This is a genomic window from Rhodococcus sp. MTM3W5.2, assembly GCF_001984015.1.
In the GTDB taxonomy this organism is placed as follows: Bacteria; Actinomycetota; Actinomycetes; order Mycobacteriales; family Mycobacteriaceae; genus Rhodococcus_G; species Rhodococcus_G oryzae.
In genome coordinates this window covers 3,814,039-3,839,795 of sequence record NZ_CP019572.1, presented here as the reverse complement: position 1 = coordinate 3,839,795, position 25,757 = coordinate 3,814,039, and the positions used below count along the sequence as shown (strand labels likewise).

7 protein-coding genes and 1 pseudogene are annotated in these 25,757 nt (G+C 65.9%); 6 read left to right on the top strand and 2 right to left on the bottom strand.

From position 1 onward, the window contains the following. The first annotated feature begins 31 nt into the window (after nt 1-31). Entirely contained in the window at nt 32-3,379 is a 3,348-nt protein-coding gene (locus tag BTZ20_RS29165) for a type I polyketide synthase (RefSeq protein ID WP_262982487.1), read from the top strand. 55 nt (nt 3,380-3,434) lie between these two features. On the opposite strand, the gene BTZ20_RS17430 is transcribed toward BTZ20_RS29165, so the two are convergent. Then, nucleotides 3,435-3,923, bottom strand: coding sequence for a VOC family protein (locus BTZ20_RS17430; RefSeq protein WP_077042230.1), 489 nt, complete (start codon nt 3,921-3,923; stop codon nt 3,435-3,437). Nucleotides 3,924-4,375: 452 nt separating this feature from the next. Between BTZ20_RS17430 and BTZ20_RS17425 the strand changes: the two genes are divergently transcribed. The 5 genes and pseudogenes from BTZ20_RS17425 to BTZ20_RS28275 all read left to right on the top strand — a co-directional run bounded on the left by BTZ20_RS17425 (nt 4,376) and on the right by BTZ20_RS28275 (nt 24,535). Continuing rightward, nucleotides 4,376-9,946 (top strand): type I polyketide synthase, encoded by a 5,571-nt coding sequence (locus BTZ20_RS17425; RefSeq protein ID WP_083742726.1) that lies wholly within the window; start codon nt 4,376-4,378, stop codon nt 9,944-9,946. Continuing rightward, the gene (locus BTZ20_RS17420) at nt 9,883-16,653 is read left to right on the top strand and encodes a type I polyketide synthase (RefSeq protein ID WP_189636496.1); all 6,771 of its coding nucleotides are present in this window, start codon (nt 9,883-9,885) and stop codon (nt 16,651-16,653) included. Before BTZ20_RS17425 ends, BTZ20_RS17420 begins: the two co-directional genes overlap by 64 nt. A gap of 51 nt (nt 16,654-16,704) precedes the next feature. Further along, nucleotides 16,705-18,285: pseudogene (locus BTZ20_RS28280) on the top strand (type I polyketide synthase); the annotation flags it as partial. An 86-nt stretch (nt 18,286-18,371) separates the two neighbouring features. Further along, nucleotides 18,372-24,047: a type I polyketide synthase gene (locus tag BTZ20_RS17415; protein ID WP_223263384.1), complete on the top strand. Its 5,676-nt coding sequence runs from the start codon at nt 18,372-18,374 to the stop codon at nt 24,045-24,047. Next, nucleotides 23,984-24,535: an acyl carrier protein gene (locus tag BTZ20_RS28275; protein WP_223263383.1), complete on the top strand. Its 552-nt coding sequence runs from the start codon at nt 23,984-23,986 to the stop codon at nt 24,533-24,535. The genes BTZ20_RS17415 and BTZ20_RS28275 overlap by 64 nt, the downstream gene beginning before the upstream one ends. Nucleotides 24,536-24,614: 79 nt before the next feature. Here BTZ20_RS28275 and BTZ20_RS17410 read toward each other — a convergent pair whose 3' ends face one another. Then, nucleotides 24,615-25,556, bottom strand: a complete 942-nt coding sequence (locus BTZ20_RS17410) for a hypothetical protein (protein ID WP_077042227.1) — start codon at nt 25,554-25,556, stop codon at nt 24,615-24,617. Nucleotides 25,557-25,757: the final 201 nt, after the last annotated feature.

Sequence of the window (25,757 nt, the reverse complement as noted above, 5' to 3'; positions counted from 1 at the left end):
CGCCGCGGGCCTGACGGCGACGGGCCATCCGATGCTCGGCGCCGCGGTCGTGCTCGCCGATTCGGACGGTGCGGTGTTCACCGGCCGGGTGTCGCTGGCGAGTCAGCCATGGCTCGCCGACCACACCGTGGCGGGCACGGTGCTGTTGCCCGGCACGGCGTTCGTCGACCTGGCTATGTGGGCGGGCGATCAGATCGACTGCGACACCGTGGAGGAGCTCGTCCTCGAGGCGCCGCTGACCCTGCCCGCCGACGGGGAGGTGAGCATCCAGGTCGAGGTCGGCGCCGCCGATGCGGCGGGGCGGCGGACATTCGCGATGCACGGGCGGCGCTCCGACGCGCCGGACACACCGTGGACCCGACACGCGTCGGGCGCGTTGTCCACGCATCGGGTCGCACCCGATGTCGATCTGACCGTGTGGCCGCCCAGTGGGGCAATCGAACTGGATATCAGCGATCTGCTCGACCGGCAGGCCGTCGCCGGCTTCGAGTTCGGTCCGGCCTTCCGTGGTCTGCGTGCGGCGTGGCTTCTCGATGATCAGGTGTTCGCCGAAGTGCGGCTGCCTGAACAGTGCGTGGACGACGCGCGCCGCTTCGGACTGCACCCCGCCTTGCTCGATGCCGCGCTGCATCCGCTGTCCTTCCTGCCCGGCTGGGATAGCACCGAGATGGGCAGGCTGGCGTTCTCCTGGAATGGGGTGACACTGCATGCGACCGGGGCGATGACGCTGCGGGCGAGGCTGACCGCGATCGACTCTGGCACCTTGGCCCTGGTGGTCTGCGATGGCTCGGGTGCCCTGGTCGCTGCCGCGGAATCGTATGCGATGCGGGCGATCAGCGCTGGCGGCTCCGAGGTGGGCAGCGCCGTCGAATCGCTCTATGAGCTGAGTTGGCAAGCGGCCCCACCGATGTCGCGGGAGATTGCTGGGCTGGTCGTGCTCGGCGCGACGGGGCCGGCCTTCGACGGTGAGTCGTTCGGCGATCTGGCGGCGCTTGCCGCGGCGGTGGACGCGGGGTATCCACCGCCGGAGACGGTTGCGGTTCGGTTGTCTGCGATCGAGGGTGCCGATGTGGCCGAGCGGGCGCATCGGGCAACGCATGCCGCGCTCGCGCTGGTCCAGTCGTGGCTGAGCGACGCGCATTTCGAGGCGTCGCGGCTAGTTGTGGTGACACAGGATGCGGTGGCGGTCACCGTCGACGAGGTGGGCATCGACCCCGCGCATGCCGCAGTGTGGGGCCTGCTGCGGTCGGCGCAGGCGGAGCACCCTGGACGAATCATGTTGCTGGACACGGAGTCCGCCGTGGATACCCACGCCGTGGCGAGCGCCCTCGCCCGGACCGACGAAGCGCAGCTTGCGCTGCGCGCCGGGGTAGTTCATGTCCCAAGGCTCGCTCGGATGGCGCCGGCGGAAAGGACGACGCCCAACGGATTCGACCGCGGCACCGTACTGATCACGGGCGCGGGTGGCGCGCTCGGTGGGCTCGTCGCACGGCATCTTGTGGCCGAGCACGGAAGCAAACGCCTCGTGCTCGCGAGTCGCAGCGGCGCGGTCACGGAGTTGACCGCCGATCTCACCGCGCTCGGGGCCGAGGTCGCCGCCGTGGCGTGCGATGTCGCCGACCGCGCCGCGGTCGCCGATCTACTGGCTACGATTCCGGCTGAACATCCGTTGACCGCCGTGGTCCATGTCGCGGGGGTGCTCGCCGACGGTGTCGTCTCGTCGCTCACTCCGCAGCGCACCGATGCGGTGTTGCGCCCGAAGGTCGACGGCGCTTTTGTCCTGCACGAGCTGACCAAAGACCTGCCGCTGTCGGAATTCGTGCTGTTCTCTTCGGCGTCGGGGGTGCTCGGCGGTCTTGGGCAGGCGAATTACGCTGCCGCGAACGCGTTCCTGGACGCACTGGCGCAGCACCGGCACGGACTCGGCCTCCCCGCCGTCTCCCTGGCCTGGGGCATGTGGGCGCAACCCGGGGGGATGACCGGCCAGTTGTCGCCTGCCGACCTCGAGCGCATCGAGCGTGGCGGCATCAGTCCATTGTCGGCCGAGGATGGCCTGGCACTGTTCGATGTCGCGGTTTCCAGCGATGCCGCAGTGGTCGTGCCGATGCGACTGGACGTGGCGAGACTGCGTGCCGCCGCCGTAGCGATGCGGCAAGTGCCCGAGATACTGCGCGGATTGGTACGACTACCTCGGCGTCGGGAGGCTGTCTCCGAGGCCGATTCGCCGCGCGGTCGGTTGTCCGGGATGTCGCCGAGCGAGCGGGACAAGGTGCTCGGCGAGATCGTGCGAGCACAAGTGGCGGCCGCACTCGGTTACGGTGCCGGGCAGCTCGAGCCGCACCGGACTTTTCAGGAACTCGGCATCGATTCGTTGACCGCGATCGAACTGCGTAACGGGCTCAATGCGGCCATCGGGTTGCGACTGCCCGCGACCCTCGTCTTCGACCATCCCACCACCGAGGCGTTGATCGACTGCGTGCGGGCCGAATTTGGGAACGAAACGCGGGCGGATCTGCCGCCCCTCGCGGCTGAACAAGACGCCGCGATTGCGGCGCCGTCTCTCACTATTTCTTCGCTCTACTTTGATGCCTGCATGGCCGGTCGATATGTGGAGGCAAACGAAATGGCTGTGGCCGCAGCACGATTGCGACCGTCGTTCACAACTGCCGACGAAGCGGTCCTGATCAGGGAACCGGTGCAGTTGGCCGACGGCGATCAGCAACCGGTGCTGATCGGATTCACGTCCGCCAGTCCGCTGTCCGGTCCGTTCGAGTTCGTGCGTCTGGCTCGGCATTTCGACGGTACGCGCGAGCTCTGGGTGCTTCCGCTCCCGGGATTCGTCGCGGGCGAGCTGCTGCCGGCGAGCTGGCAGGCGCTGGTTCTGCACCTGGCAGACCAGGTCGAGCGGATCGCCGCCGGTCGCCCCGCGCTGCTCGTCGGGCGTTCGGCGGGCGGCACGATCGCGCATTCGGTCGCGGCATGCCTGGAACAGCGCCGCGTCGACGTCGCGGGGTTGGTCCTGCTCGATACCTTCGAGGTTGGTAGCGAGGGGGCGGTACAGATCCAGCCCGCGATGATGCGCCAGCTCGCCTCCCAGGGAGCGCGCCACGGCGACATGGAGGATATCGGCCTTACCGCAATGACCGGATACTTCGCGCTGTTTACCGAGTGGGAGCCGGTCGAAATCGCCGCGCCGACCTTGTTCGTCGGTGCGACGCCGGACGAGTCCACCGATGGCGTGTGGGCGACGTGGTCGTTGCGCCATGATCTGGCTCGCGTCTCAGGTACGCATTTCAGCCTGATCGAAGAGGGTGCTGACGAGACCGCCGCGGCAATGGAGAAGTGGTTCACGCAGCGGATCGTGACAGGAACTCCCTGACGCACGAAGGGCCTTCTTCCCGGCAGCGGGAGGAAGGCCCTTCGTGGGTTGTGGATCAGTCGTTCGATTGATCGAGCAGCGCGTCTGGCAGGGGAGTCTGGCCGATCATCTCCTGGGGCACCGGGTTGGGGTGCGGCGTCGAATCGCTGCTCACGTTCATCGAGCACAGCCCGATCATGTTGCCGTTCACGTCACGGATATGGGCAGCGTCGAAGGTGCCGTCGTCGTTGGTCATCGGAGGCAGCGTGATGGTGCCGCCCGCCTCTTCAACCAGGCGACACGTCTCCTTCAGATCATCGACAAGGAGCACGAAGGCCAGATACTCATCGGGTACGTCCCGGTATTCCGCGGGATTGCCCTCGCGGTCGCCACCTAGATTGGTATTCCAGACCGTGCCCCACGGAATATTGCTTCCTTCAGGGGCATTGGCGAAGCCGAACGGATCGCCAGGGCCGTTGCTGCCGTCGGTGAATGTCCAGCCGAAAGCTTGTTCGTAGAATGTCTGTGCCTTGCCTAGGTTCTTACTTCCGAGTTCGAAAGCCATGATTCGTGCGGAATTCTTTGACACGGGTTTCCTTTCTGGCGGCGAGCAGATATCGTTGTCGCGCGAATCGTCTGATTCGGCCTGTTTTCTGATATCCAGGTCAGTATTATCAACCTGAATATTGCTGTCAACCGACGCTACCCGGCCGGATCGTGCCGACGCCCAGGGGTCCCATAGGGGTGGCAGCGGAGTGGTTCTGGGCTCTTCAGTGGTGCACGCGGATGGTGAATTCCGTCCGGCGATACTGGGCAGAGCACAATTCTTCCTCGGTGAAAATGACCTCGATGATTGCGGGGGGCATATAGGGGTGTTGGATTAGGGGGGCGCTTGGATACATTTCCCAAGTGTCGGCCAGAAGACTATTCGCCTGAGCCGATTGCCCTACCGGAAACCAGCTCGGAACCGGACGCGTCCTGGCCGGTGTCTTTTATACGGCGGGAGTGCCAAGTACGATGACGAATGATCCTGTGAATGACTTGTCTACGCCGGTGCTTGTTGTGCTGTCGGCGCCCGACGCGCCGGGCCTCAGGCGACGAGCAGCGAATCTACGGGACTTTCTGCAGGATCATCCGGAAGAGAAACTGATCGACGTCGCCTGTTCGGTCGCAGGGATCGATGCGGCGGCCGAGCATCGGGCGGTGATAGTCGCGACGAGCGGCGTGCAGGTGGATACCGAGCTGGCCGGCCTGGCTGCGGGGGCGCCGCTGCCGGGAACCGTTCTCGGGCTGGCGAAGCCAAGAGCGGGCGCGGTTTTTGTGTTCCCGGGTCAGGGGGCGGAATGGCCCGGTATGGCAGTTGACCTGCTCGATTCCGCGCCAATCTTCCGCGCGCGAGTCGAGGCGTGCGACCGGGCGCTCGCGCCCTTGGTCGGTTGGTCGGTGGTCGATGTACTACGCGGTGCACCGGGTTCGCCCACGCTGGACAGAATCGACGTTGTGCAGCCGAGTTCGTGGGCGGTGTCGGTCGGCCTGGCCGCACTGTGGCGCGACCTCGGTGTCGAACCCGACGCGGTGCTCGGCTACAGCCTCGGCGAAATTCCGGCGGCCACTGTGTCATCTGCCCTCTCGCTGGATGACAGTGCGCGAGTCGTGACGTTCTTCAGCGCCGAGCAGGCCAAGCTGTCCGGGCAGGGCGCGATGCTGGTCACGGCATTGTCGGCCGACCGGATCGCACCGCATCTTCCGCACATCGCGGGCAAGATCGAGGTGGTCGGATTCAACGGGCCCCATGCCAGCGTGGTTTCCGGCGATCCGGAGGCCGTCGCCGCGGTGTTCGCCGAGCTCACTGAACAGGGCATCCGCGCACAACGGGTGCCGGTCGACGTGGCGGTGCACACTGCCGAGCTGAACGTCGTGCGGGCGCCACTGATCCGGGCCCTGCGGTCGATCTGCCCAGCCGACGCACGAGTCCCCTTCTGCTCCAGCGTCGACGGCGACCTCGTAGACGCGCTCTCACTGACCGGCGACTATTGGGCTCGCAACCTGTATCAGCCGGTGCGATTCGACCGAGCGGTCGGCCGGCTTCTCGACCACGGATATCGCCATTTCGTCGAGGTCAGCCCGCGTCCGGCATTGACGATGACCATGCACGACCTGTTCGATACGGCCGGTGTCGAGGCGACGGCGCTCGGTTCGTTGCGTCGTGGGCACGGCGGAATCGACCAATTTCTCAGTTCGGTCGCCCGAGCGTACGTCGAAGGTGTACACGTTGATTGGACCCAGCACTTCACGGGCACGGGCGCGCGGCGTATCATACTGCCCGACTTAGGATCAGGGCGGGCGGCACCTGAGCAAGCGGCAGTGACCGAGCAGGTCGACGAGACCGGTCGACGCGGCGAGGCCGAGCAGATCCGATTCGTGAACGAGCTGATCCGCACCGAGATCGCCGTGGTGCTCGGACGCGACGACACGGCCGGGCTATCCACATCGTTTAGCGAATTGGGTTTCGATTCACTGAGCGCGGTGCAACTACGTAATCGGCTCAACGCTGCGTCAGGTTTGACGCTGCCGGTGACCGTTGTCTTCGACCATCCGACCCCGCGGCTGCTCGCCGAGCACATCACGGCGGCACTGACCGGGACAACCGATGCGGACTCCGGTGTGCCCGAGCCGGGTGAGCCGGGTGAGCCGATTGCGATCGTGAGTGCGAGTTGTCGGTTCCCCGGCGGTGTCAAGTCGCCGGAGGCATTGTGGCAGCTGGTTGAGCAGGGTGCGGATGTCATTTCGACACTTCCCGAAGATCGTGGCTGGGATGTCAATCGGCTGCGTTCGGACGCCACACGACAGGGCGGATTTCTGTACGATGCAGCGGAATTCGACGCAGAGCTGTTTGGTATCTCGCCGCGCGAGGCGGCGGCGATGGACCCGCAGCAACGGTTGCTGTTGGAGGCCTCTTGGGAGCTGTTCGAGCGCGCCGGGATCGACCCGCAGTCGCTGCGGGGCAGCCAGACGGGCGTCTACGTCGGCATGTCGGGGCGCGACTACGCCGGCGATCTGACGAGCATGCCGGAGCAGGCTGACGGATATCTGCTCACCGGTAATCTCATGAGCGTCGCCTCCGGCCGCATCGCTTACACCTTCGGACTGGAGGGGCCCGCTGTCACGGTCGACACCGCGTGCTCGTCCTCGTTGGTGGCGCTGCATTACGCGGTTCGCGCACTGCGCAGCGGGGAGTGCACGCTTGCGGTAGCCGGAGGCGTGACCGTTATGGCGACGCCTGCTCTGCTGCTGGAGTTCTCGCGACAGGGTGGCCTCGCCGCCGACGGGCGGTGCAAATCGTTCGCCGATGCGGCTGACGGGACCGGGTGGGGCGAGGGCGTCGGCACTGTGCTGTTGGAGCGACTTTCGGACGCGCGGCGCAACGGCCACCGGGTTCTTGCGGTGGTTCGGGGTACCGCGATCAACCAGGACGGCGCCTCCAACGGCCTGTCCGCGCCGAATGGGATGGCGCAGCAGCGGGTTATTCGCCAAGCATGGGCTGACGCCGGGGTGACCGGCGCGGATATCGATGTGGTCGAGGCGCACGGTACGGGCACTCGACTGGGCGATCCGATCGAGGCGCAGGCCCTACTGGCGACGTACGGGCGCGATCGTCCGTCCGATCGCCCATTGTGGCTCGGGTCGCTGAAGTCAAACATCGGTCACACCCAGGCGGCCGCCGGTGTCGGTGGGGTGATCAAGATGATCGAGGCGATGCGGCACGGGCTGGTGCCGGCGACCCTGCATGTGGATTCTCCTACAGTCAAAGTTGATTGGCACGCCGGTGGCGTGGAGCTGGCGACGCAGGCCCGCTCGTGGCCAGCACTGGATCGTCCACGGCGGTCCGGGGTGTCGTCGTTCGGTATCAGCGGAACCAACGCACACGTGATCGTGGAGGAAGCGCCCCAGGGCCAGGGCAGCGTGCCGGATAGCGCACGATCCCTGCCTGCCGCACCTCCGTTGGTCCTGACCGGCAAGACATCGTCCGCTCTGCAGCAGAGCGCTTCTCGGCTGCTGGACTACCTCGCAGACAATCCGACGACGGAATGTGCCGATGTGGCGTTTTCGCTGATTACCACACGGGCGGAACTGGATTGTCGCGCCGTGGTGGTCGGCAACGATCGAGCCGAGCTGCTCGCGGGTTTGGCCGCGGTGGCGCGCGGCGCGACACGTGCGCATCCGGCCCGTCCGGATGAACGGGTAGCGCTGCTGTTTTCGGGCCAGGGCGCGCAGCGGCCGCACATGGGCGAAGAACTGTACGCGCAGTACCCAGTATTTGCCGATGCGTTCGACGCGGTTTGCGCCGCTGCCGATCCGGAAATGTGCAATTCGCTCCGCGACATTGTGTTCGGAACGGGGGAGCAGGACCTGAATCGTACCGAGTTCGCCCAACCCGCGCTGTTCGCGGTGGAGTTCGCCCTGTTTAGACTTATCGAATCCTTGGGTGTGACAGCCGATTTCGTGACAGGGCATTCGGTCGGCGAGATCGTAGCCGCATGTGCCGCTGGGGTGCTGTCGGTCGAAGACGCCACCAGATTGGTGGTGGCGCGCGGCAGGTTGATGCAGGCGCTCCCCGAGGGCGGGGTCATGGTGGCGGTTCAGGCGACAGAGGACGAGGTGAGACCCCTGCTGTCCGGACTCGTGACCATAGCCGCGGTCAACGGACCTGCGGCAGTGGTGCTCTCGGGTGCCGAAGATGCGGTTCGACCGATCGCAGAGCATTTCTCGGCTTTGGGTCGCAAGGCCACGGCGCTGTCGGTCTCGCATGCGTTCCACTCGCCGTTGCTGGATCCGATGCTGGCGGAGTTCGGCGAGGTCTGCGTGAGCATGGAGATTCGTCCGTCGCGGATTCCCTTGGTGTCGAATGTGACCGGCGCGGTGGTGACGGCCGAGGAGCTGGGCAGCCCCGACTACTGGGTGCGTCATGCCCGTGGCGCGGTCCGGTTCGCCGACGGAGTGCGTACCTTGGCCGAGCGCGGTGTCACACGGTTCCTTGAGCTGGGGCCGGATGCGACATTATCCGCCATGGTGCGGGAATGCTTGCCGGACCACGATTCCAGGGTCGTGGTCGCCGCACTGCGGCCCGGTCGGGCCGAATCCGTGAGCGCACTCGGCGCGCTCGCGGAGCTCTATGTGGCCGGTGTGCCGGTCCGTTGGGAGTCGTGCTGCGTACCGGGGCGGCCGATCGACCTGCCCACCTATCCGTTTCAGCGAAAGCGCTACTGGCTGACGCCGTTATCGCGGACGATCACACCGGTCGCGGGCATCGAATCGTGGTTGTACCGCGAGACCTGGCGCCCGGTGCCGATGCCGACGGCTCAGCCGTCCGGCACCTGGTTGGTCGCCTCGGCCGAGCACATCGATGACCAGCGGATCTGCGCCGTGATCGGGCAGTCGGCGGTGGTCATCCGCTATACCGTCGACGGCGACGGCCGAGACCTGCTGGCTGAACGGCTTCGCGCGCTGCCACCGCTGAGCGGTGTGGTGTCTTTGCTCGCGATGGACGAACGACCGCTGGCCGACCACCAGCCGGTCCCGCGCGGGGTGGCGCACACGATCGTCCTGCTCCAGGCGTTGGGCGACGCAGCTATCGAGGCGCCGTTGTGGTCGGTTACCCGCGGCGCGGTCGCCGTGTCGCCGACCGATCCGCCACCGAGTCCGGCGCAGGCCCAGGTGTGGGGGATCGGCAGAGTCGCGGCGTTGGAACATCCTCGACGCTGGGGCGGCTTGGTCGACTTGTCTCCGAACGCCGACGAGCAGGAACCGCATCGTCTCGCCGCGGTGATCACCGCGGCAGGCGCGGAGGATCAGCTAGCGATCCGGTCCTCCGGCACGCTCACACGAAGGATGGTGCGTGCCACCTGGCGCGACGTCGAGCCGTGGCGACCGACCGGCACGGTGCTGATCACCGGCGGTACCGGCGGTCTTGGTGCCCGGTTGGCGCGGTGGGTATGCGCAAATGGCGCGGACGCGGTCGTCTTGGTCAGCAGGCGGGGCGATGCCGCGCCGGGAGCGGACCGTCTCGCCGCTGAGCTGGCGTCCACCGGCGCCGCGGTGACTATCGCCGCCTGCGACATCACTGATCGAACAGCGGTGACCGAACTCCTTCGTGACCTGCCCGAGCCGCTGACGGCCGTGTTCCACGCGGCGGGCGCGCTGAGGTTCGCCTCGCTAGACACCCTCGGCGTCGACGAACTCGCCGACGATATCGCGGCGAAGGTGACGGGGGCAGCGTTGCTGGACGAGCTGACCCGGGAGCATCCGGTGCAGGCGTTCGTCCTGTTCTCCTCCGGCGCCGCCGCCTGGGGGAGCGGACGGCAGGGCGCGTATGCCGCGGGCAACGCCTACCTCGACGGTCTCGCGCGCCGACGCCGCGCGGGCGGCCTGCCCGCGACCGCGGTCGCGTGGGGAGTTGGGCCGCGGCGGGGATGGCGTCGGCCGCGGACACGAAGGAGCACCTGCGGCGGCACGGGCTGCGGGGGATGGATCCGGATCTGGCGATCGAAGCCTTGCGGCGGGCGATCGGCGGCGGTGACGAACACCTGATCGTCGCCGACATCGACTGGCCCACGTTCGCGCCGCTGTTCACCAGCGCTCGTCCCAGCCCGTTGATCGGTGACCTCCCCGAGGTCAAGGCCAATTCGAACCCGGATCATGTTCTGCCACAACGGTATATCGCTGGAGCACCGGACACAGACCACGACGGGATGCTCAGCACCCTCGTTCTCGACACAGTGGCAGCGACGCTCGGGCACGCGTCCGCGGCCGATATTCTCCCGCAGCGATCGTTCAAGGAATCGGGCTTCGACTCGCTCATGGCGGTCGAATTCCGGGACCGTCTCGCCGCGGCTGTTGGTCTCGCCCTGCCCACGACATTGACGTTCGACCATCCGACGCCGCGTGCCGTGCACCGCTATCTCCGCGACGTCCGGAACGGAACGGGGGGCGACCATCGACCCGCACTGCCTGCTTCCGGGGCGGACGACGACCCCGTGGTGATCGTGGCCATGTCCTGCCGTTTTCCCGGCGGCGTCGCGTCGCCGGATGAGCTGTGGAGCCTGGTGGCCTCCGAACGCGAAGCGCTGGGCGACTTTCCGACAGACCGTGGCTGGGATCGCGCAGCTACACGTGGGCTCGGCGGGGGTAGCTTCCTCGACGGCGCTGCCGATTTCGATGCGGCATTCTTCGGTATTTCGCCGCGGGAGGCGTTGGCTATGGATCCGCAGCAGCGGTTGTTGCTGGAGTCGTCGTGGGAGTTGTTCGAGCGAGCCGGCATCGATCCGATATCGCTGCGCGGCAACGGAACCGGTGTCTTCATTGGCAGCAACGGGCAGGACTACGACTCGTTGGTGCGGGCATCGGTGGCGCAGACCGAAGGACACATCTTGACCGGCAGCGCGGGCAGCGTGCTATCCGGGCGGATCTCCTATGTGTTCGGCTTGGAAGGGCCTGCGGTAACCGTGGATACGGCGTGTTCGTCGTCGTTAGTGGCATTGGATTTGGCGGTGCGCTCGGTGCGCGGCGGTGAGTGTGAGTTGGCCGTTGCTGGTGGTGTGACGGTGATGTCGTCCCCGGTGGCGTTCGCGGAGTTTGCGCGACAGGGCGGGCTGGCCTCGGATGGCCGGTGCAAGTCCTTCGCCGCGAGTGCAGACGGCACAGGATGGGGTGAGGGTGTCGGTGTCGTGTTGGTGGAGCGTCTTTCGTCCGCTCGCCGTGCCGGGCGCCGGGTCCTTGCCGTGGTGCGTGGGTCGGCGGTGAATCAGGACGGCGCGTCGAATGGAATAACGGCGCCGAACGGCCCGGCGCAGCAGCGCGTGATCCGTCAGGCGCTGGCGAACGCCGGCGTGGCCACCGCTGACGTGGATGTGGTCGAGGCGCACGGTACCGGCACGGCGCTCGGCGATCCGGTCGAAGCACAGGCGCTGTTGGCCACCTACGGTCACAATCGGGAGCGTCCACTCTGGCTGGGATCGATCAAATCCAATATCGGTCATACCCAGGCGGCCGCGGGTATGGCCGGTGTGATCAAAATGGTCGAGGCGATGCGCCGGGGCGTACTGCCTGCCACGTTGCATGTCGATTCGCCGACGCCGGAGGTGGATTGGTCGTCGGGTGGGGTCAAGTTGGCGACCCAGACCCGACCCTGGCCGGAGGCGGGGCACCTGAGGCGTGCGGGGGTGTCGTCGTTCGGGATCAGTGGCACGAACGCGCATGTCATTCTCGAGCAGGCACCTGAGATAGCAGACCCTTCCGCCGGGATCGCCCGGCCGTTAGTCGCTGAGTTGCCCTTCGTTCTCTCCGCTAAGACTTCGGACGCATTGCGGGAGCAAGCCTCTCGTTTGCTGGAGTTCACGATCCATCATCCCGATTTGCCCCTCCTGGATGTCGGCCACTCGCTGCTGTGTCGGTCGGTCTTCGAACATCGCGCCGTGGTGGTCGCCGCCGATCGGTCGCAGCTGTTGCGCGGATTGGCCGAGCTGGCCGAGGGGGACGCGGACGCTTTGCCGCTGGGCCCTGCGGCTGTGCACGGCAAGACGGCATTCGTCTTTCCTGGACAAGGGTCACAGCGGCTGGGGATGGGGCGTGAACTGTACGACGCGTTCCCGGCCTTCGCTGGGGCGCTCGATGCGGTGATCGACGAGCTAGACCAGCATCTGCCACGCCCGCTGCGCGAGGTGATGTGGGGCGACGACGCGCGGTTGCTTGATCAGACGGTCTTCGCCCAGCCCGCGTTGTTCGCCGTGGGAGTCGCACTGTATCGGTTGTTGGAATCGTTTGGCGTTCGACCTGACTATCTGGTGGGACATTCGGTCGGCGAACTGACGGCGGCCTGTGTCGCCGAGGTTATGTCGATGCCAGATTCGGCACGGTTGATCTCCGCCCGAGGCAGTCTGATGCAGGGACTCCCCGCAGGCGGCGCGATGGCCGCAGTGGCCGTACCAGCGGCCGAGGTCGCGCCCTTGCTGGGCGCGGGGGTCGGGATCGCCGCGATTAACGGGCCGGCCTCGGTGGTTGTCTCTGGACCGGAAGCCGGCGTGCTCGCGGTCGCGGACGCACTGCGGGAGCAGGGGCACAAGGCGACCCTGCTCGCCGTATCGCACGCGTTCCATTCGGCGTTGATGGACCCGATCCTGAACGAATTCGGCGCCGTCGCTGGGTCGGTCGCGGTGGCTGCGCCCAAGGTTCCGATCGTTTCGAACCTCACCGGAGGTGTCGCGGGGAGTGATTTCGGCACACCGGATTACTGGACGCGGCACGTGCGCGAGACCGTTGCGTTCGCGGAGAGCATCGAGTTCCTCGAATCCGTTGGGGTGCGTCGGTATGTCGAGGTCGGGCCGGGTAGCACGCTGACGAGCGTCGTGCGACAGTCGTTCGCCACCGCATCCGATATCGTTGTGGCGCCGATTCTTCGGGGCGGCCGCAGCGAAACCGGCGCGCTGTTGGAGTCACTGCGGGCGCTGTATGTTTCGGGCATCGATGTGCGGTTCGAAGCCATGGTGGCTGAGTACGGCGGGACTCGGGTGGATTTGCCGACCTACGCCTTCCAGCGTCAGCGGTTCTGGCTGCAGCGATCCGGAGACGTGGGCGACGCGGCCGGGTTCGGACTGACTTCCTCGACTCATCCGCTGCTGGGGGCGATCGTCCGGAACCCGAGTTCCGCCGGCATCGCGCTGACCGGGCGGCTTGCCCTGGACACCCACCCGTGGCTGGCCGATCATGGGGTCGGTGGTGTGGTGCTCGTGCCGGGCGCGGCTCTGATCGAGCTTGTGCTTCACGCCGGGGACGTAGTCGACAGCCTGCGGGTGCACGAGTTGGTGCTGCAGGCGCCGATGATCGTCCCCGCGCGGGGCGGTCTGCAGGTGCAGGTCGTCATCGGCGAGCCGGATGAGTCCGGTGCTCGAGCGGCGTCGATCTACTCGCGGGTCGAACAGGGCGGTCCGGATCCCCGGTGGACCCTGCACGCCGAGGGTGTGCTGTCGCCGGGCGAGCCGACCATGCCGGAAGCCGCGACGGACTTGACGCGTTGGCCACCGCCGGGCGCGGCACCGATAGACATCGCCGATGCCTATCCGCGCTTGGCCGCGCTCGGTTACGAATACGGGCCGGTTTTCCGCGGTCTGCAGGGTGCGTGGAGACGCGGCGAAGAAGTCTTCGCCGAGGTGGTGCTGCCCGAGCCGGCGATCGCGGCGGCGGGCCGCTTCGGACTGCATCCGGCTTTGCTCGACGCCGCCTTGCACATTGTCGCGTGCACGGGCGAGCCGAATCGGACATTGCTACCGTTCGCGTGGACTGGTGTGACATTGCACGCGACCGGCGCGACCCGGCTCCGGGTTGCGATGACGTGGGTCGGCGAGGATCGGGTGGCGATCCGGTTGGCCGACGCCGTGGGCGCACCCGTCGCGACCATCGACAGGTTGACGCTCCGTGCGGTCGAACTCGAGCAACTCGCAGACGGTCCGGGGGCGGCCGCCGACTCCTTGTTCGTCGTGGACTGGACAGCACTGCAGGGATACGACGATTCGGCCGCGGGTTCGGCCGAATGGTTCGATATCGCAGCAGAATCCGTGCCCGCGGAGCACTCCGCGGTAGCAGTGCTGCGCTGCGAGGCCGGGGCAGGCAGTCGGGCGGTCGAGTTCGGCGATTTGGTGCGTGATCAGGTCGGATCGGTGCTCGAAAGCGTGCAGAAGTGGTTGTCCGACGGGCGTTTCGATTCCACCCGGCTGGTCGTCGTCACTAGATCGGCGATAGCCGTCGACGGCGCCGACGACGTGGCCGATCTTTCGCACGCACCGGTCTGGGGCTTGCTGCGCAGCGCGCAGACCGAATTCCCCGGGCGCATTGTGCTGGTCGATGTGGATGATTGGGCCGACATCGATAGAGCGGTATCCGCTGCCGCCACGTACGACGAGCCTCAGTTGGCGATGCGGCGCGGCGCTTTTCGGGTGCCGAGGCTCATTCGAGCGGGCGATGACATCGTGGCCGGGATGGCGCGGTATCCGCAGTGGCGGCTCGAGGTCGCCGGCAAGGGCACCGTGAACAGCGACAATCTGTTCGTGGCTCAGTGGCCGGAGGCAGGGCGGCCGCTGTCCGCAGGCCAGGTGCGCATCGCTGTCCGAGCGGTCGGGCTGAACTTCCGTGATGCGCTTGTCACGCTGGGCATGTACCCCGATCCGGATGCGGGGCTCGGTGGCGAGGGTGCGGGCCAGGTTCTCGAAGTCGCTGACGACGTGACGGACTTCGCGCCCGGTGATCGGGTGATGGGGACGTTCACCGGTATCGGTTCGGTCGTGGTCACCGATCATCGGCTGCTGGTCGAGATGCCCGCCGAGTGGTCGTTCGCTACCGCGGCCGCGGTTCCCGCTGTCTTCCTCACCGCGTACTACGCGCTCGCCGACCTGGCGCGGGTACGACATGGCGAATCGATCCTCATCCACGCGGGTGCAGGCGGGGTCGGCATGGCCGCGATCCAACTTGCCCGGCATTGGGGGCTGGAGGTGTTCGTTACTGCCAGCCGGGCAAAGTGGAACACATTGCGCGCATTGGGATTTGACGATCAACATCTAGCAGATTCGCGCACCCTGGAGTTCGAGGAGCGGATTCTGGCGGTGACCGGTGGACGCGGCGTCGACGTCGTATTGAACTCGTTGGCAGGTGATCCGCTCGATGCCTCGCTACGATTGTTGCCGCGTGGCGGCCGGTTCCTCGAGATGGGCAAGACCGATCTGCGCGACGCCGCGGCGGTCGCCGACATCCATCCTGGCGTGGAATACCACAGCTTTGCGTTGTTCGATGTCGACCCGGACCGGATCCGGCAGATGCTGTCGGAGTTGGCCAAGTTGTTCCGCGCCGACGTTGTGCGACCACTACCGACCGCGGCGTGGGACGTACGGAGAGCACCGGAGGCCTTGCGGTATCTGAGCCAGGCCCGTCATGTAGGCAAGCTGGCGCTCGTCATACCGCCGCGCTGGACAGACGGTGGCACGGTGCTGATCACGGGTGGCACCGGTGGGCTCGGCGCGTTGGTTGCCCGGCACCTGGTGGCCGAGCACGGAGTTCGGCAGTTGCTACTGCTCAGCCGTAGCGGCCCGGCGGCGGAGGGCGCCGCCGGCTTGGCTGCCGAACTGACCGGTCTCGGTGCTCGAGTAACGATCACGGCCTGCGACGTTTCCGACCGTGATGCGTTGGCCGCGGCGCTGGACGCGATCCCGCGGCGGCACCCGTTGACCGCGATCATCCATGCCGCGGGCACGCTGGCGGACACTGTGTTCACTTCGGTCGACCGCGCACACCTGGACACAACGTTCGGTGCGAAAGTCGATGCTGCGTGGCATCTGCACGAGCTGACCAGGCATCGCGATCTTGCGGCCTTCGTGATGTTCTCCTCGGCTTCCGGGGTAGTGGGTACGCCAGGACAGGCGAACTACGCGGCGGCCAATACCTTCCTCGACGCCTTGGCTCAGCATCGACAGCACCGTGGCTTGCCTGCCACCGCCTTGGCCTGGGGCCTGTGGGCGCCGACGAGCGGCATGGCGGCGAGACTGGACGACCGGGACACCGCGAGGCTAAGTCGTGGCGGGTTCACCGCGATGAGCGCGACGCAGGGCTTGGCGCTGTGGGATGCTGCTGGGGCCGTCGGGTATCCTTTGGTAGTGCCCGCGCACCTGGATACTGCTGCGTTGGCCGCATCCGGAACGGCCGCACCGGTATTCACCCGGCTCGTGCGTGGCGTACGCCGTGTCGCGAGTGCCGATCTGCCGGCGCAGATCGCGAGTCGGCTGGCCGGATTGGCCGCCGAGAAGCAACATCAGCTGTTGTTGTCGATCGTGAGAACGCACGCCGCCGTGGTGCTCGGCCATGAAACGCCGGAGACGATCAAGCCAGATCAGGCGTTCCAGAACTTGGGCTTCGATTCGCTCGGCGCGGTCGAGTTCCGCAATCGACTACAAGCTGCCGCCGCGGTAAAGCTCTCGCCCACCGCCATCTTCGACTACCCGACACCGACCGCCCTGGCACAGCACCTCCGGACGGTGCTGGCTCCGGCCGAGGCCTCGGCCGGCCGGTTGCTCGCGGACATCGAAGCGTTGGCGCGCAGCTGTGCCGAGGTGGATCTGGCTGCCGGGGAGCGGCGGGATCTCCTAGCACGACTGTCTGAGATCGATCGACAGCTTCGCGCTCAGGATCTGGGCGAGGCGGTGCGGTTCGAGACGGCGGACGACGCCGCGCTCTTCGACTTCATCGACGGCGAACGGTGACCTCCAGCTGCGCTGGCTCGACTATCTGGTTTCGAAGGGTTGGATGTGCCGATGGCGAATGAGGACGAGCTCCGGAACTACCTCAAGAAGGCGGCCGCCGAGCTGCAACAAACGCGGGACCGGTTGCGTGAGTTCCAGTCACGAGAGTCGGAACCGATCGCCATTGTGGCGATGAGCTGCCGCCTTCCGGGTGGGGTGGATTCACCGGAACGACTGTGGGACTTGGTGTCCAGCGGCGCGGACGTGGTCGGCACAGCACCGTCGGACCGCGGATGGAATCTCGAAGCCCTCGGTGATGTTCCCGTTGGCGGCTTCATCGACGATATCGGGCATTTCGACGCGGGTCTATTCGGCATCTCACCGCGCGAGGCATTGGCGATGGATCCGCAGCAGCGCTTGCTGCTGGAGGGGTCCTGGGAACTGCTTGAGCGGGCCGGGATTGCCCCGATGTCGCTGCGGGGAAGTCATACCGGCGTCTTTGTCGGCACCGTTGGACAGGAGTACCGAGACGTGTCGCGCGCGACCGACCCGGAGACAGCCGCGCACGCGGTCGTCGGCGCCTTGGCGAGCGTGATGTCCGGTCGGATCTCCTATGTTTTCGGGCTCGAGGGCCCGACAATGACCATCGACACGGCGTGCTCGTCGTCTCTGGTCGCCATGCATCTGGCGGTGCGGGCACTGCGCGCTGGCGAATGCTCCCTCGCGCTCGCCGGCGGTGTGATGGTGATGTCGACGCCCCTTGCGTTCGAGGAGTTCACCCGGCAGGGCGGGCTCGCAACCGATGGCCGCTGCAAGGCGTTTGCGGCGGATGCGGACGGCACCGGATGGGGCGAGGGCGTCGGACTTGTCCTGCTCGAACGGCTTTCCGACGCCGTGCGCAACGGTCACCAAGTACTCGCGGTGGTCAAGGGCTCCGCGGTGAATTCCGACGGCGCATCGAACGGGTTGACGGCGCCAAACGGACCGGCCCAGCAGAAAGTCATCCGGCAAGCATTGGCCGATGCCCGGATGGTGGGCGGAGACATCGATGTCGTTGAGGCGCACGGCACCGGTACCGCATTGGGCGATCCGATCGAAGCGCATGCATTGCTCGCGACCTATGGTCAGGACCGTCCTGCCGATCAACCACTGTGGCTCGGATCGATCAAGTCGAATATCGGTCATACCCAGGCTGCCGCGGGCGTCGCCGGGGTGATCAAGATGGTGATGGCGATGCGGCACGGCGTGCTGCCGAAGACACTGCATGCCGATCGACCGACGCCTCATGTCGACTGGGCAGAGGGTGCGGTGCGGTTGTTGACCGAGGCGCGCCCATGGCCTGCGGCGGACAGCCCACGATGCGCAGGTGTGTCGTCCTTCGGCATCAGCGGGACCAACGCACATGTGATCCTGGCCGAGGCTCCGGGCACGTCGGACACCGCGTCTGCTCGGTCGTCGGGCGCGGGAATGTCAGACGCGGAGTCGTTTCCGTGGGTAATCTCGTCGCGAAGCAACGCGGGCTTGCATGCTCAGGTACGACGGCTACGTGATTTCGTCGCCGCGAATCCCGAGGTACCGCTGTCCGGGATCGGGCGCGCGCTGGCGACATCGCGTGCGGTGCTTGAATGCCGCGCGGTGGTACAGGCTGAGAGTCGAGGTGGATTCCTCGCCGGCCTGGACGCCTTGGCCGCGGGAAGCCGACCGCCGGGGTCACAGTCGGGAGCCTGAACGACGGCAAGGTGGCCTTCCTGTTTCCGGGCCAGGGCGCGCAATGGGCCGGAATGGGTCGTGAATTGCTATCTTCCTCAAAGGTCTTCGCGGACCGGATCGAGGAGTGCGCGGCCGTGCTCGACCCATTGACCGGCTGGTCGCTGCTGGATGCCCTGGCGGGCACCGCGGATTCGTTGCGCCGCGTCGACATCGTGCAGCCGGTGTCGTTCGCGGTGATGGTGGCGCTGGCAGCGATGTGGGAATCGCATGGTGTCACAGCCGATGTCGTGGTCGGGCACTCGCAGGGCGAGATCGCGGCAGCCTGCGTGGCAGGTGCGTTGAGTCTGTCCGACGCTGCCGAGGTAATCGTCACGCGCAGCCGAGTGATCGCCGCGCGACTGTCCGGTCGCGGCGGAATGGTATCGGTGTCGCTCCCGGAAGCTCAGGTTCGCCCGATACTGGCCCGATTCGGTGATCGTGTCGGCGTCGCCGCGTTCAATGGGCCGACCACAACGGTCATCTCGGGCGAGAACTCAGCTATCGACGAAGTGGTGGCCGAGTGCGTTCAGATCGATGTAGGCACTCGTCGGATCGAGGTGGACTACGCGTCGCATTCGGCCCAAGTCGATGATGTGGTGGCGGAACTCACAGATGCACTGTCCGGAATCACCCCGAAGGCAGGCCGGATACCGGTCTATTCGACTGTGCGGGGGACGCTGTTCAACGGTTCCGAGATGGATACCGCGTATTGGGTGGAGAACCTGCGCGAGCCTGTTCGGTTCGCGCCGGTCATCGACACGTTGCTCGACGAGGGCTACCGGTTCTTCGTGGAGGTGTCATCCCATCCTGTCTTGGTGCCCGCCGTCGAGCAGGCGTTCGGCGATAAAGACATCGCGGCGGTATCGGTCGGCACGTTGCGTCGCAGCGCGGGCGGAACGGAACAGGTATTCGCCGCGCTGGCATACGCATGGGTGCATGGTGCCGCAGTCGACTGGGCGAAGGCGTCGCCGGAGGTACCTAGTGAGCGGGTAGAGCTGCCCACCTACGCCTTTCAGCGCAGCGAATTCTGGCCGCGGAACACCATTCTCGCCCCGGGTGAACTGGCCGTAGCCGAGCCGGTGGTCGACAGTGCCGAGACTACGAAAGAGGCGGCTTCGAGCCTCTTCGCCGGACTGTCCGCCGCGGAGCGAACGAAGGCGTTGAAAGAAGCCGTGCTCAGGGATATGGCAGCGGTCCTCGGATACGAATCTCCCGGAGCGTTCCAGCCGCGGCGGACATTTCAGGAACTCGGATTCGACTCGCTCTCGGCCGTTCGGTTTCGGAACAGGTTGCGTGCCACGATCGGCCTGCGGCTGCCAGCGAGTCTGGTCTTCGACTACCCCACCGCGGACGCGCTAATCGCGCATCTGGATTCGGAGTTGACCGGCAATGCGGTGACCGGGCAACTCAGTACTGTGCCGTCGTTCGCCGCTGCCGACGACGATCCCATTGTCATCGTGTCGACCAGTTGCCGGTACCCGGGTGGAATCGCCGATCCGGACGACCTGTGGTGGGCCGTACTCTCCGGCACCGACGCGATCTCCGATTTCCCGGCCGATCGAGATTGGGACGTCCGTGCGTTGGCCGGCCTTGGCACGTCGGCGGGTGGATTTCTGCATGAGGCAACTGATTTCGATGCGGGTTTGTTCGGTATCTCGCCGCGTGAAGCATTGGCGATGGATCCGCAGCAGCGGTTGTTGCTGGAGGCGTCGTGGGAGTTGTTCGAGCGCGCGGGCATCGATCCGATGTCGTTGCGTGGCAGTTCCACCGGTGTGTTCGTCGGTCTATCCGGTCGTGACTACGGCGGAGACCTGATGAGCATGCCCGACCAGACCAATGGACATCTACTCACCGGTGCTCTCGGCAGTGTTGCGTCGGGGCGGATCTCGTATGTGTTCGGACTGGAAGGTCCTGCGGTGACGGTGGATACGGCGTGCTCGTCATCGTTGGTAGCGTTGGATTGGGCGGTGCGGTCGGTCCGTAGCGGCGACTGCGGGATGGCGATCGCAGGCGGTGTGACGGTGATGTCTTCGCCGCTTGCGTTTGTGGAGTTCTCGCGGCAGGGTGGTCTGTCGGGGAGTGGCCGGTGCAAATCGTTCGCCGCGGGTGCTGATGGCACGGGGTGGGGCGAAGGCGTTGGTGTGGTGTTAGTGGAGCGTCTTTCGAACGCTCGTCGTCTGGGACATCGGGTTTTGGCGGTGGTACGCGGCACCGCGGTGAATCAGGACGGTGCCTCGAATGGGCTTTCGGCGCCGAATGGTCGCGCACAGCAGCGGGTAATCCGTCAAGCGTTGGCGAACGCACGGCTGACCACCGCGGATGTTGATGTGGTTGAGGCGCATGGGACTGGGACCGTGCTGGGTGATCCGATCGAGGCGCAGGCGTTGTTGGCGACCTATGGTCAGGGTCGCCCGGAGGGTCGGCCGTTGTGGTTGGGATCGGTGAAGTCGAATATCGGTCATACGCAGGCGGCTGCGGGTGTGGCCGGTGTGATCAAAATGGTCGAGGCGATGCGCCATGGTGTGTTGCCCAAGACATTGCATGTGGATGAGCCGACGTCGCAGGTGGATTGGTCGTCGGGCAGGGTGGAGTTGGTGACCGAGGCGCGGCCCTGGCCGGAGGTGGGGCGTGTGCGTCGTGCCGGGGTGTCGTCCTTCGGGATCAGCGGGACCAACGTACATGTCATCCTCGAGCAAGCACCGGACCTCGCCGAGGCGATCGAGCCTGCGACGCCAGATGTCGGACGGCCGAAGGCAAATCCCGAATCGCGCGAAATGGTGTTGCCGTTCGTGATCTCGGGCGATACCCAGGCGGCGCTGCGCGCCCAAACGGAGTTGCTGCGGGAACTGGTCGCCGCGAGCGCGGAGCTTCCGCTCGCCGACCTGGCGTGGTCGTTGACCACCGGGCGAGCGAATCTGGACCATCGCAGGGTAGTGGTGGCCAGGAACCGAGACGAGTTGCTGTCGGGTGCGGCCGCGGCGCTGCGCGATGACGTATCGGTGGCAGCACGTTACGACGGTCGGCTGGCGTTCGTGTTTTCCGGCCAGGGTGCGCAGCGAGTCGGGATGGGGCGCGAGTTGTACGTGGCGTTCCCAGCGTTTGCGAACGGATTCGACGAGGTGTGTGCGGAGGTCGATACGCTCATCGGTCGCTCGCTGCGCGACATCGTCTTCGATGAGCCGGACTCCTTGCACCGCACCGAGTATGCGCAGCCTGGACTGTTGGCGTTCGGCGTTGCGTTGACGCGGTTGCTCGAATCGTGGGGCGTGGCTGCGGATGCGATGCTCGGTCATTCGGTGGGTGAGATTGTGGCGGCGTGTGCGGCCGGCGCCGTATCGGTGCCCGACGCCGCACGCATGGTGGTGGCGCGCGGCCGGTTGATGCAGGCGTTGCCGGCCGGCGGTGCGATGGCCGCACTCCAGGCATCGGCGTCTGAAGTCAACGAATGGCTCAGCGAAATGGTGTCTTTGGCCGCAGTGAACGGTCCGGCTGCGGTGGTGATCTCCGGCGATAGAGCTGCCGTGGAACAGGTCGTCAACCGGTTCGCCGAGCAGGGACGAAAATCCAAATGGTTGACGGTATCGCACGCGTTCCACTCGGCGTTGCTCGACCCGATGCTTGCGGAGTTCGAATCCGTTTGTGCGAGTGTGAAGTTTGCCCCACCGCGTGTGACGCTGGTGTCGAACGTCACAGGCGATCCTGTCTCGGCGGAGGAACTCAGTTCGCCGAGCTACTGGTCTCGGCACGCCCGGGAAACCGTCCGATTCGCAGACGGCGTGCATACGCTCGTCGAGCACGGGATCACCAGTTTTCTCGAGATCGGCCCGGAGGCAGCACTGGCGCCGCTGGTGCGTGGATGCCTGTCGGAGGATGGTTCGACCGTGGTGGTCGCGGCCGCGCGGGCGTCGGGACACGAGCCGGTCGCGCTGGTTTCCGCCCTTGCGGAACTGTTCGTCCACGGGGTGCCGGTCTTGTGGGATCGCTACCTCAGCCGCGGTCGGTTCGTCGATCTACCCACGTATCCCTTTCAGCGACAGCGGTACTGGGCCACGCCTACTTCGATATCTCCCGCGGATGTCGCGGACGCCGCGTTCTGGGACCTCGTCGCCCTCGCCGACCCCGATGAGCTCGAACGACACACGGGCCTGGACACCAGGCTTCCGCTCTCCGATGCGCTCCCCGCGCTGGCGCAGTGGCGACGGCAGCAGCAGGACCTTTCTGCTATCGACGGCTGGACCTATCGAACGCGATGGACTTCGGTGACCGAGCCGCCGACCGAAAGCCAGCATGGTAGTTGGCTTTTGATTGCGAGTGCTGATTCGTCGGTAGCTGGTGTAGCCGAACTGCTACTCGCCGGGCCGCAGTTCGTTCCGGTTGTCGTCTCGCGGGCCGACGACCGCGCCGAGGTCGCGCGTCGCGTACGGAACGCGATCCGCGGTCCGATATCCGGGGTGGTCTCCCTGCTCGCACTGGACGACGAGTTGGACGCACAGTTCAGCGCAGTCCCGCGCGGACTGGCGGCTACGGTGATGTTGGCACAGGCGCTCGGGGACGCACAGATATTCGAGCCCTTGTGGATCATCACCCAGGACGCTGTCGCGGTGGGGGCGAGCGACGCGGTCACCGGGGTCAATCAAGCGACACTGTGGGGGTTGGCTCGTGTGCTGTCGAATGAATGCACCGATCGGTGGGGCGGCATCATCGATATGCCGAAATCTATGAACGCTCAGCATGCTTCGCTGCTCGGTGGGATCCTAGCCGGAGCGGCGGAGCCCGATCAGTTTGCCGTGCGTGGCCTGGACATCTTCACTCGACGCCTCGAACGCGCGGCGCTCTCGAGCGTGGCGCCGTGGGAACCCGCCGGCACAGTGCTGGTGACTGGTGGTACCGGCGCACTCGGTGCGGAAGCGGCCAGGTGGCTCGTTGACAGCGGGGTCGAGCGGTTGGTACTGGCCAGCAGGCGAGGAATTAATGCGCCGGGCGCGCGCGACCTTTGTCGGACGCTGCGGCACCGCGGCGTCGAGGTGAGCATCGAGGCCTGTGATGTAGGCGACCTCGACGCCGTGGTTGCGTTGCTCGACCGTCTTCCTGGCGGCCATCCGCTGACTGGGGTCGTGCACGCGGCGGGCCTTCTCGACGACTGCATGATCGACGAACTCACCGCCGACCGGATGGATGAGGTGCTCCGAACCAAACTCTTGGGCGCGGCCAATCTCGACGCCGCGACCCGGAACTTGGATTTGTCCGCCTTCGTGCTGTTCTCCTCCGCCGGAGCCACTTTCGGGGCGTTCGGGCAGGGCAACTACGCGCCGGGCAATGCGTTCTTGGACGCCTTGGCGGCGCGACGGCGCGCCGCGGGTCGTGCGGCGACGTCTATCGCATGGGGTCCATGGGCCGGCGCCGGTATGGGCGAGTCGGCGCGCAGACTGGCGGAGGACAACGGGATGCCGAGAATGGCTCCGCGCTCCGCGTTCGGCGCGCTTCAACGTGCGGCGCGGCACAGCGAGCCACATCTGGTAGTTGCCGACGTGGAATGGAACCGGCTGTCGGCCGCGGGGAGCGCACCACCCGGCTCGACGCATTCTTTTCGGCAATCCCCGAGGTGCGGGAAATCGCAACGGTCGTGGCAGTTCAGGGGGAGCCGTCCGCGCTACGGATACGGATAGAGTCGGCGCCGACGTCGGAGCGGGAACAGCTGCTCCTTGAGTGCGTACGCAGAAATGTCACCGGGGTTTTGGGGCATACCTCACCGAGCGCAGTGACGACGGACCGCGCCTTACGGGAGTTGGGTCTCGATTCGCTGGGTGCGATGGAGCTGCGAAAACGGCTCGTCGCCGAGACCGGGGTGCACATCGCACCCTCGGTGGTCTTCGACCATCCCTCTGTCGGCGGGCTGACAAAGTACCTGCTGGAGCAATTCGAGACCGCGGGCACCGACGCGGATGTGTCCGTACTCGATTACATCGAGCGCCTCGGCACCAGCCTCACTGCCAGGAATATCGATACCCAGCTTCGTGCAGAGGTGGCGGCCCGACTACGTGCGTTGGCGAGGATCTGCGAAGAACCAGGGACGGATAGTATGACCGCCCGAATCGAATCGGCGAGTGACGATGATCTTTTCGCATTCATCCGGACAGAATTCGGCAAGGACTGAGGTGAACCGAAAGGTGCGTGAAGCGTACGCTGGCGGGGCGGGCGGGATTGAAAGCTCGCCCGCACCGCCAGGTATGCATTCAACCTCGAGCGGCGGCCTGGAGGCTCTTCTGCATTCCTTGCAGCTTTGCGGAGAATGCGGAAATATGCTCCGCCACCCGAGTGGCCTTGTCGGTGGGTTCGGTAAGATGCATGAGGGCGTTCCTGCCGTGCTGTAGCTGCTCCGCCGTCATGGTTTCCAGCCCTGAATCCTCGAATATGAAGTCGCGTGTACCGAAGTATTTGCTGTCGCCGAGCATGAAAGCGAGCTTGGTGCCGCAGCAGATATCGAAAACGTTCCTGTGGCACTCGACGTCGGGCGCGACGGTCCGGATCGATATAGCGGTCCGTCGGCACTTCTGGTTCTGCGTCCGATGGATGATATCCCCGCGCAAGACCAGCAGATCTCCCGCTGACAGCTGCGGCGTTTGCGCGATTGATTCGAGGTCGGCTCGGAACGAGACATAACTACCGGTGTTGTCGTCGAAGCGCATCCCGGCGGTGTATCGAGCCGCGCCCGCGCCAACGGCTAGCTCATGGAGATCCGGCTCGATTCTCGCGAGCTCCGAGAAGGGAATCACCGTGACATTCGACTCGGCAGTCTCGGCCTTGTCGAGGACGATGTACAGATTCGTGTACCGCAGGTGCTCGCCCAGATCGTAGAAGCTTCCGTGTTCCTGATGGAATGGAAAATTCGCTGATTGTTCGGGTGCGTCGGGATCTACCGAGAACAACGCACTCTGCGTCAGTGTCATGTGATATCCAAAGAGATCGATCTGTAACTGCTTGATCTTTTCCTGCACCGAGGCGGTGATTCCGGAAGGATCATCGATCGCCGTGACGAGTCTCCTGCCGAGGTAGCCTGCGCCCGTGCCGTGGCCGATACTATTCGAGAATTCGAGGAGATAGTCGATCTCCCGGACATCGAGAAATCCCTCGATGTGGACGAATCCGTCTTTCGTGAGCTGCTCTTGTAGTGTCATACCTTGTTTTCTCCTTCCGAGGGTACCTGTACATGGTCCGTGCAGGATTCCCCTGGGTGTACACCCCTGAATCACCCCTATTGTTTCTTCACCTGTGAGTCGCGTAGGTCGACAAAGCCGACGGCTGCTCCACGTTCGCCTTCCACAAGATCGTAGTTTCGCCGACATTGCCGACCCGGCGTGCGAAGTTCGGGATTCTGG

Excerpts from the sequence above, each read along its gene's own strand:
- BTZ20_RS29165 (WP_262982487.1), top strand. The coding sequence starts at position 32 with ATGCTCGGCGCCGCGGTCGTGCTCGCCGATTCGGACGGTGCGGTGTTC.
- BTZ20_RS17425 (WP_083742726.1), top strand. The coding sequence starts at position 4,376 with ATGACGAATGATCCTGTGAATGACTTGTCTACGCCGGTGCTTGTTGTG.
- BTZ20_RS17420 (WP_189636496.1), top strand. The coding sequence starts at position 9,883 with ATGGATCCGGATCTGGCGATCGAAGCCTTGCGGCGGGCGATCGGCGGC.
- BTZ20_RS17430 (WP_077042230.1), bottom strand. The coding sequence starts at position 3,923 with ATGGCTTTCGAACTCGGAAGTAAGAACCTAGGCAAGGCACAGACATTC.
- BTZ20_RS17410 (WP_077042227.1), bottom strand. The coding sequence starts at position 25,556 with ATGACACTACAAGAGCAGCTCACGAAAGACGGATTCGTCCACATCGAG.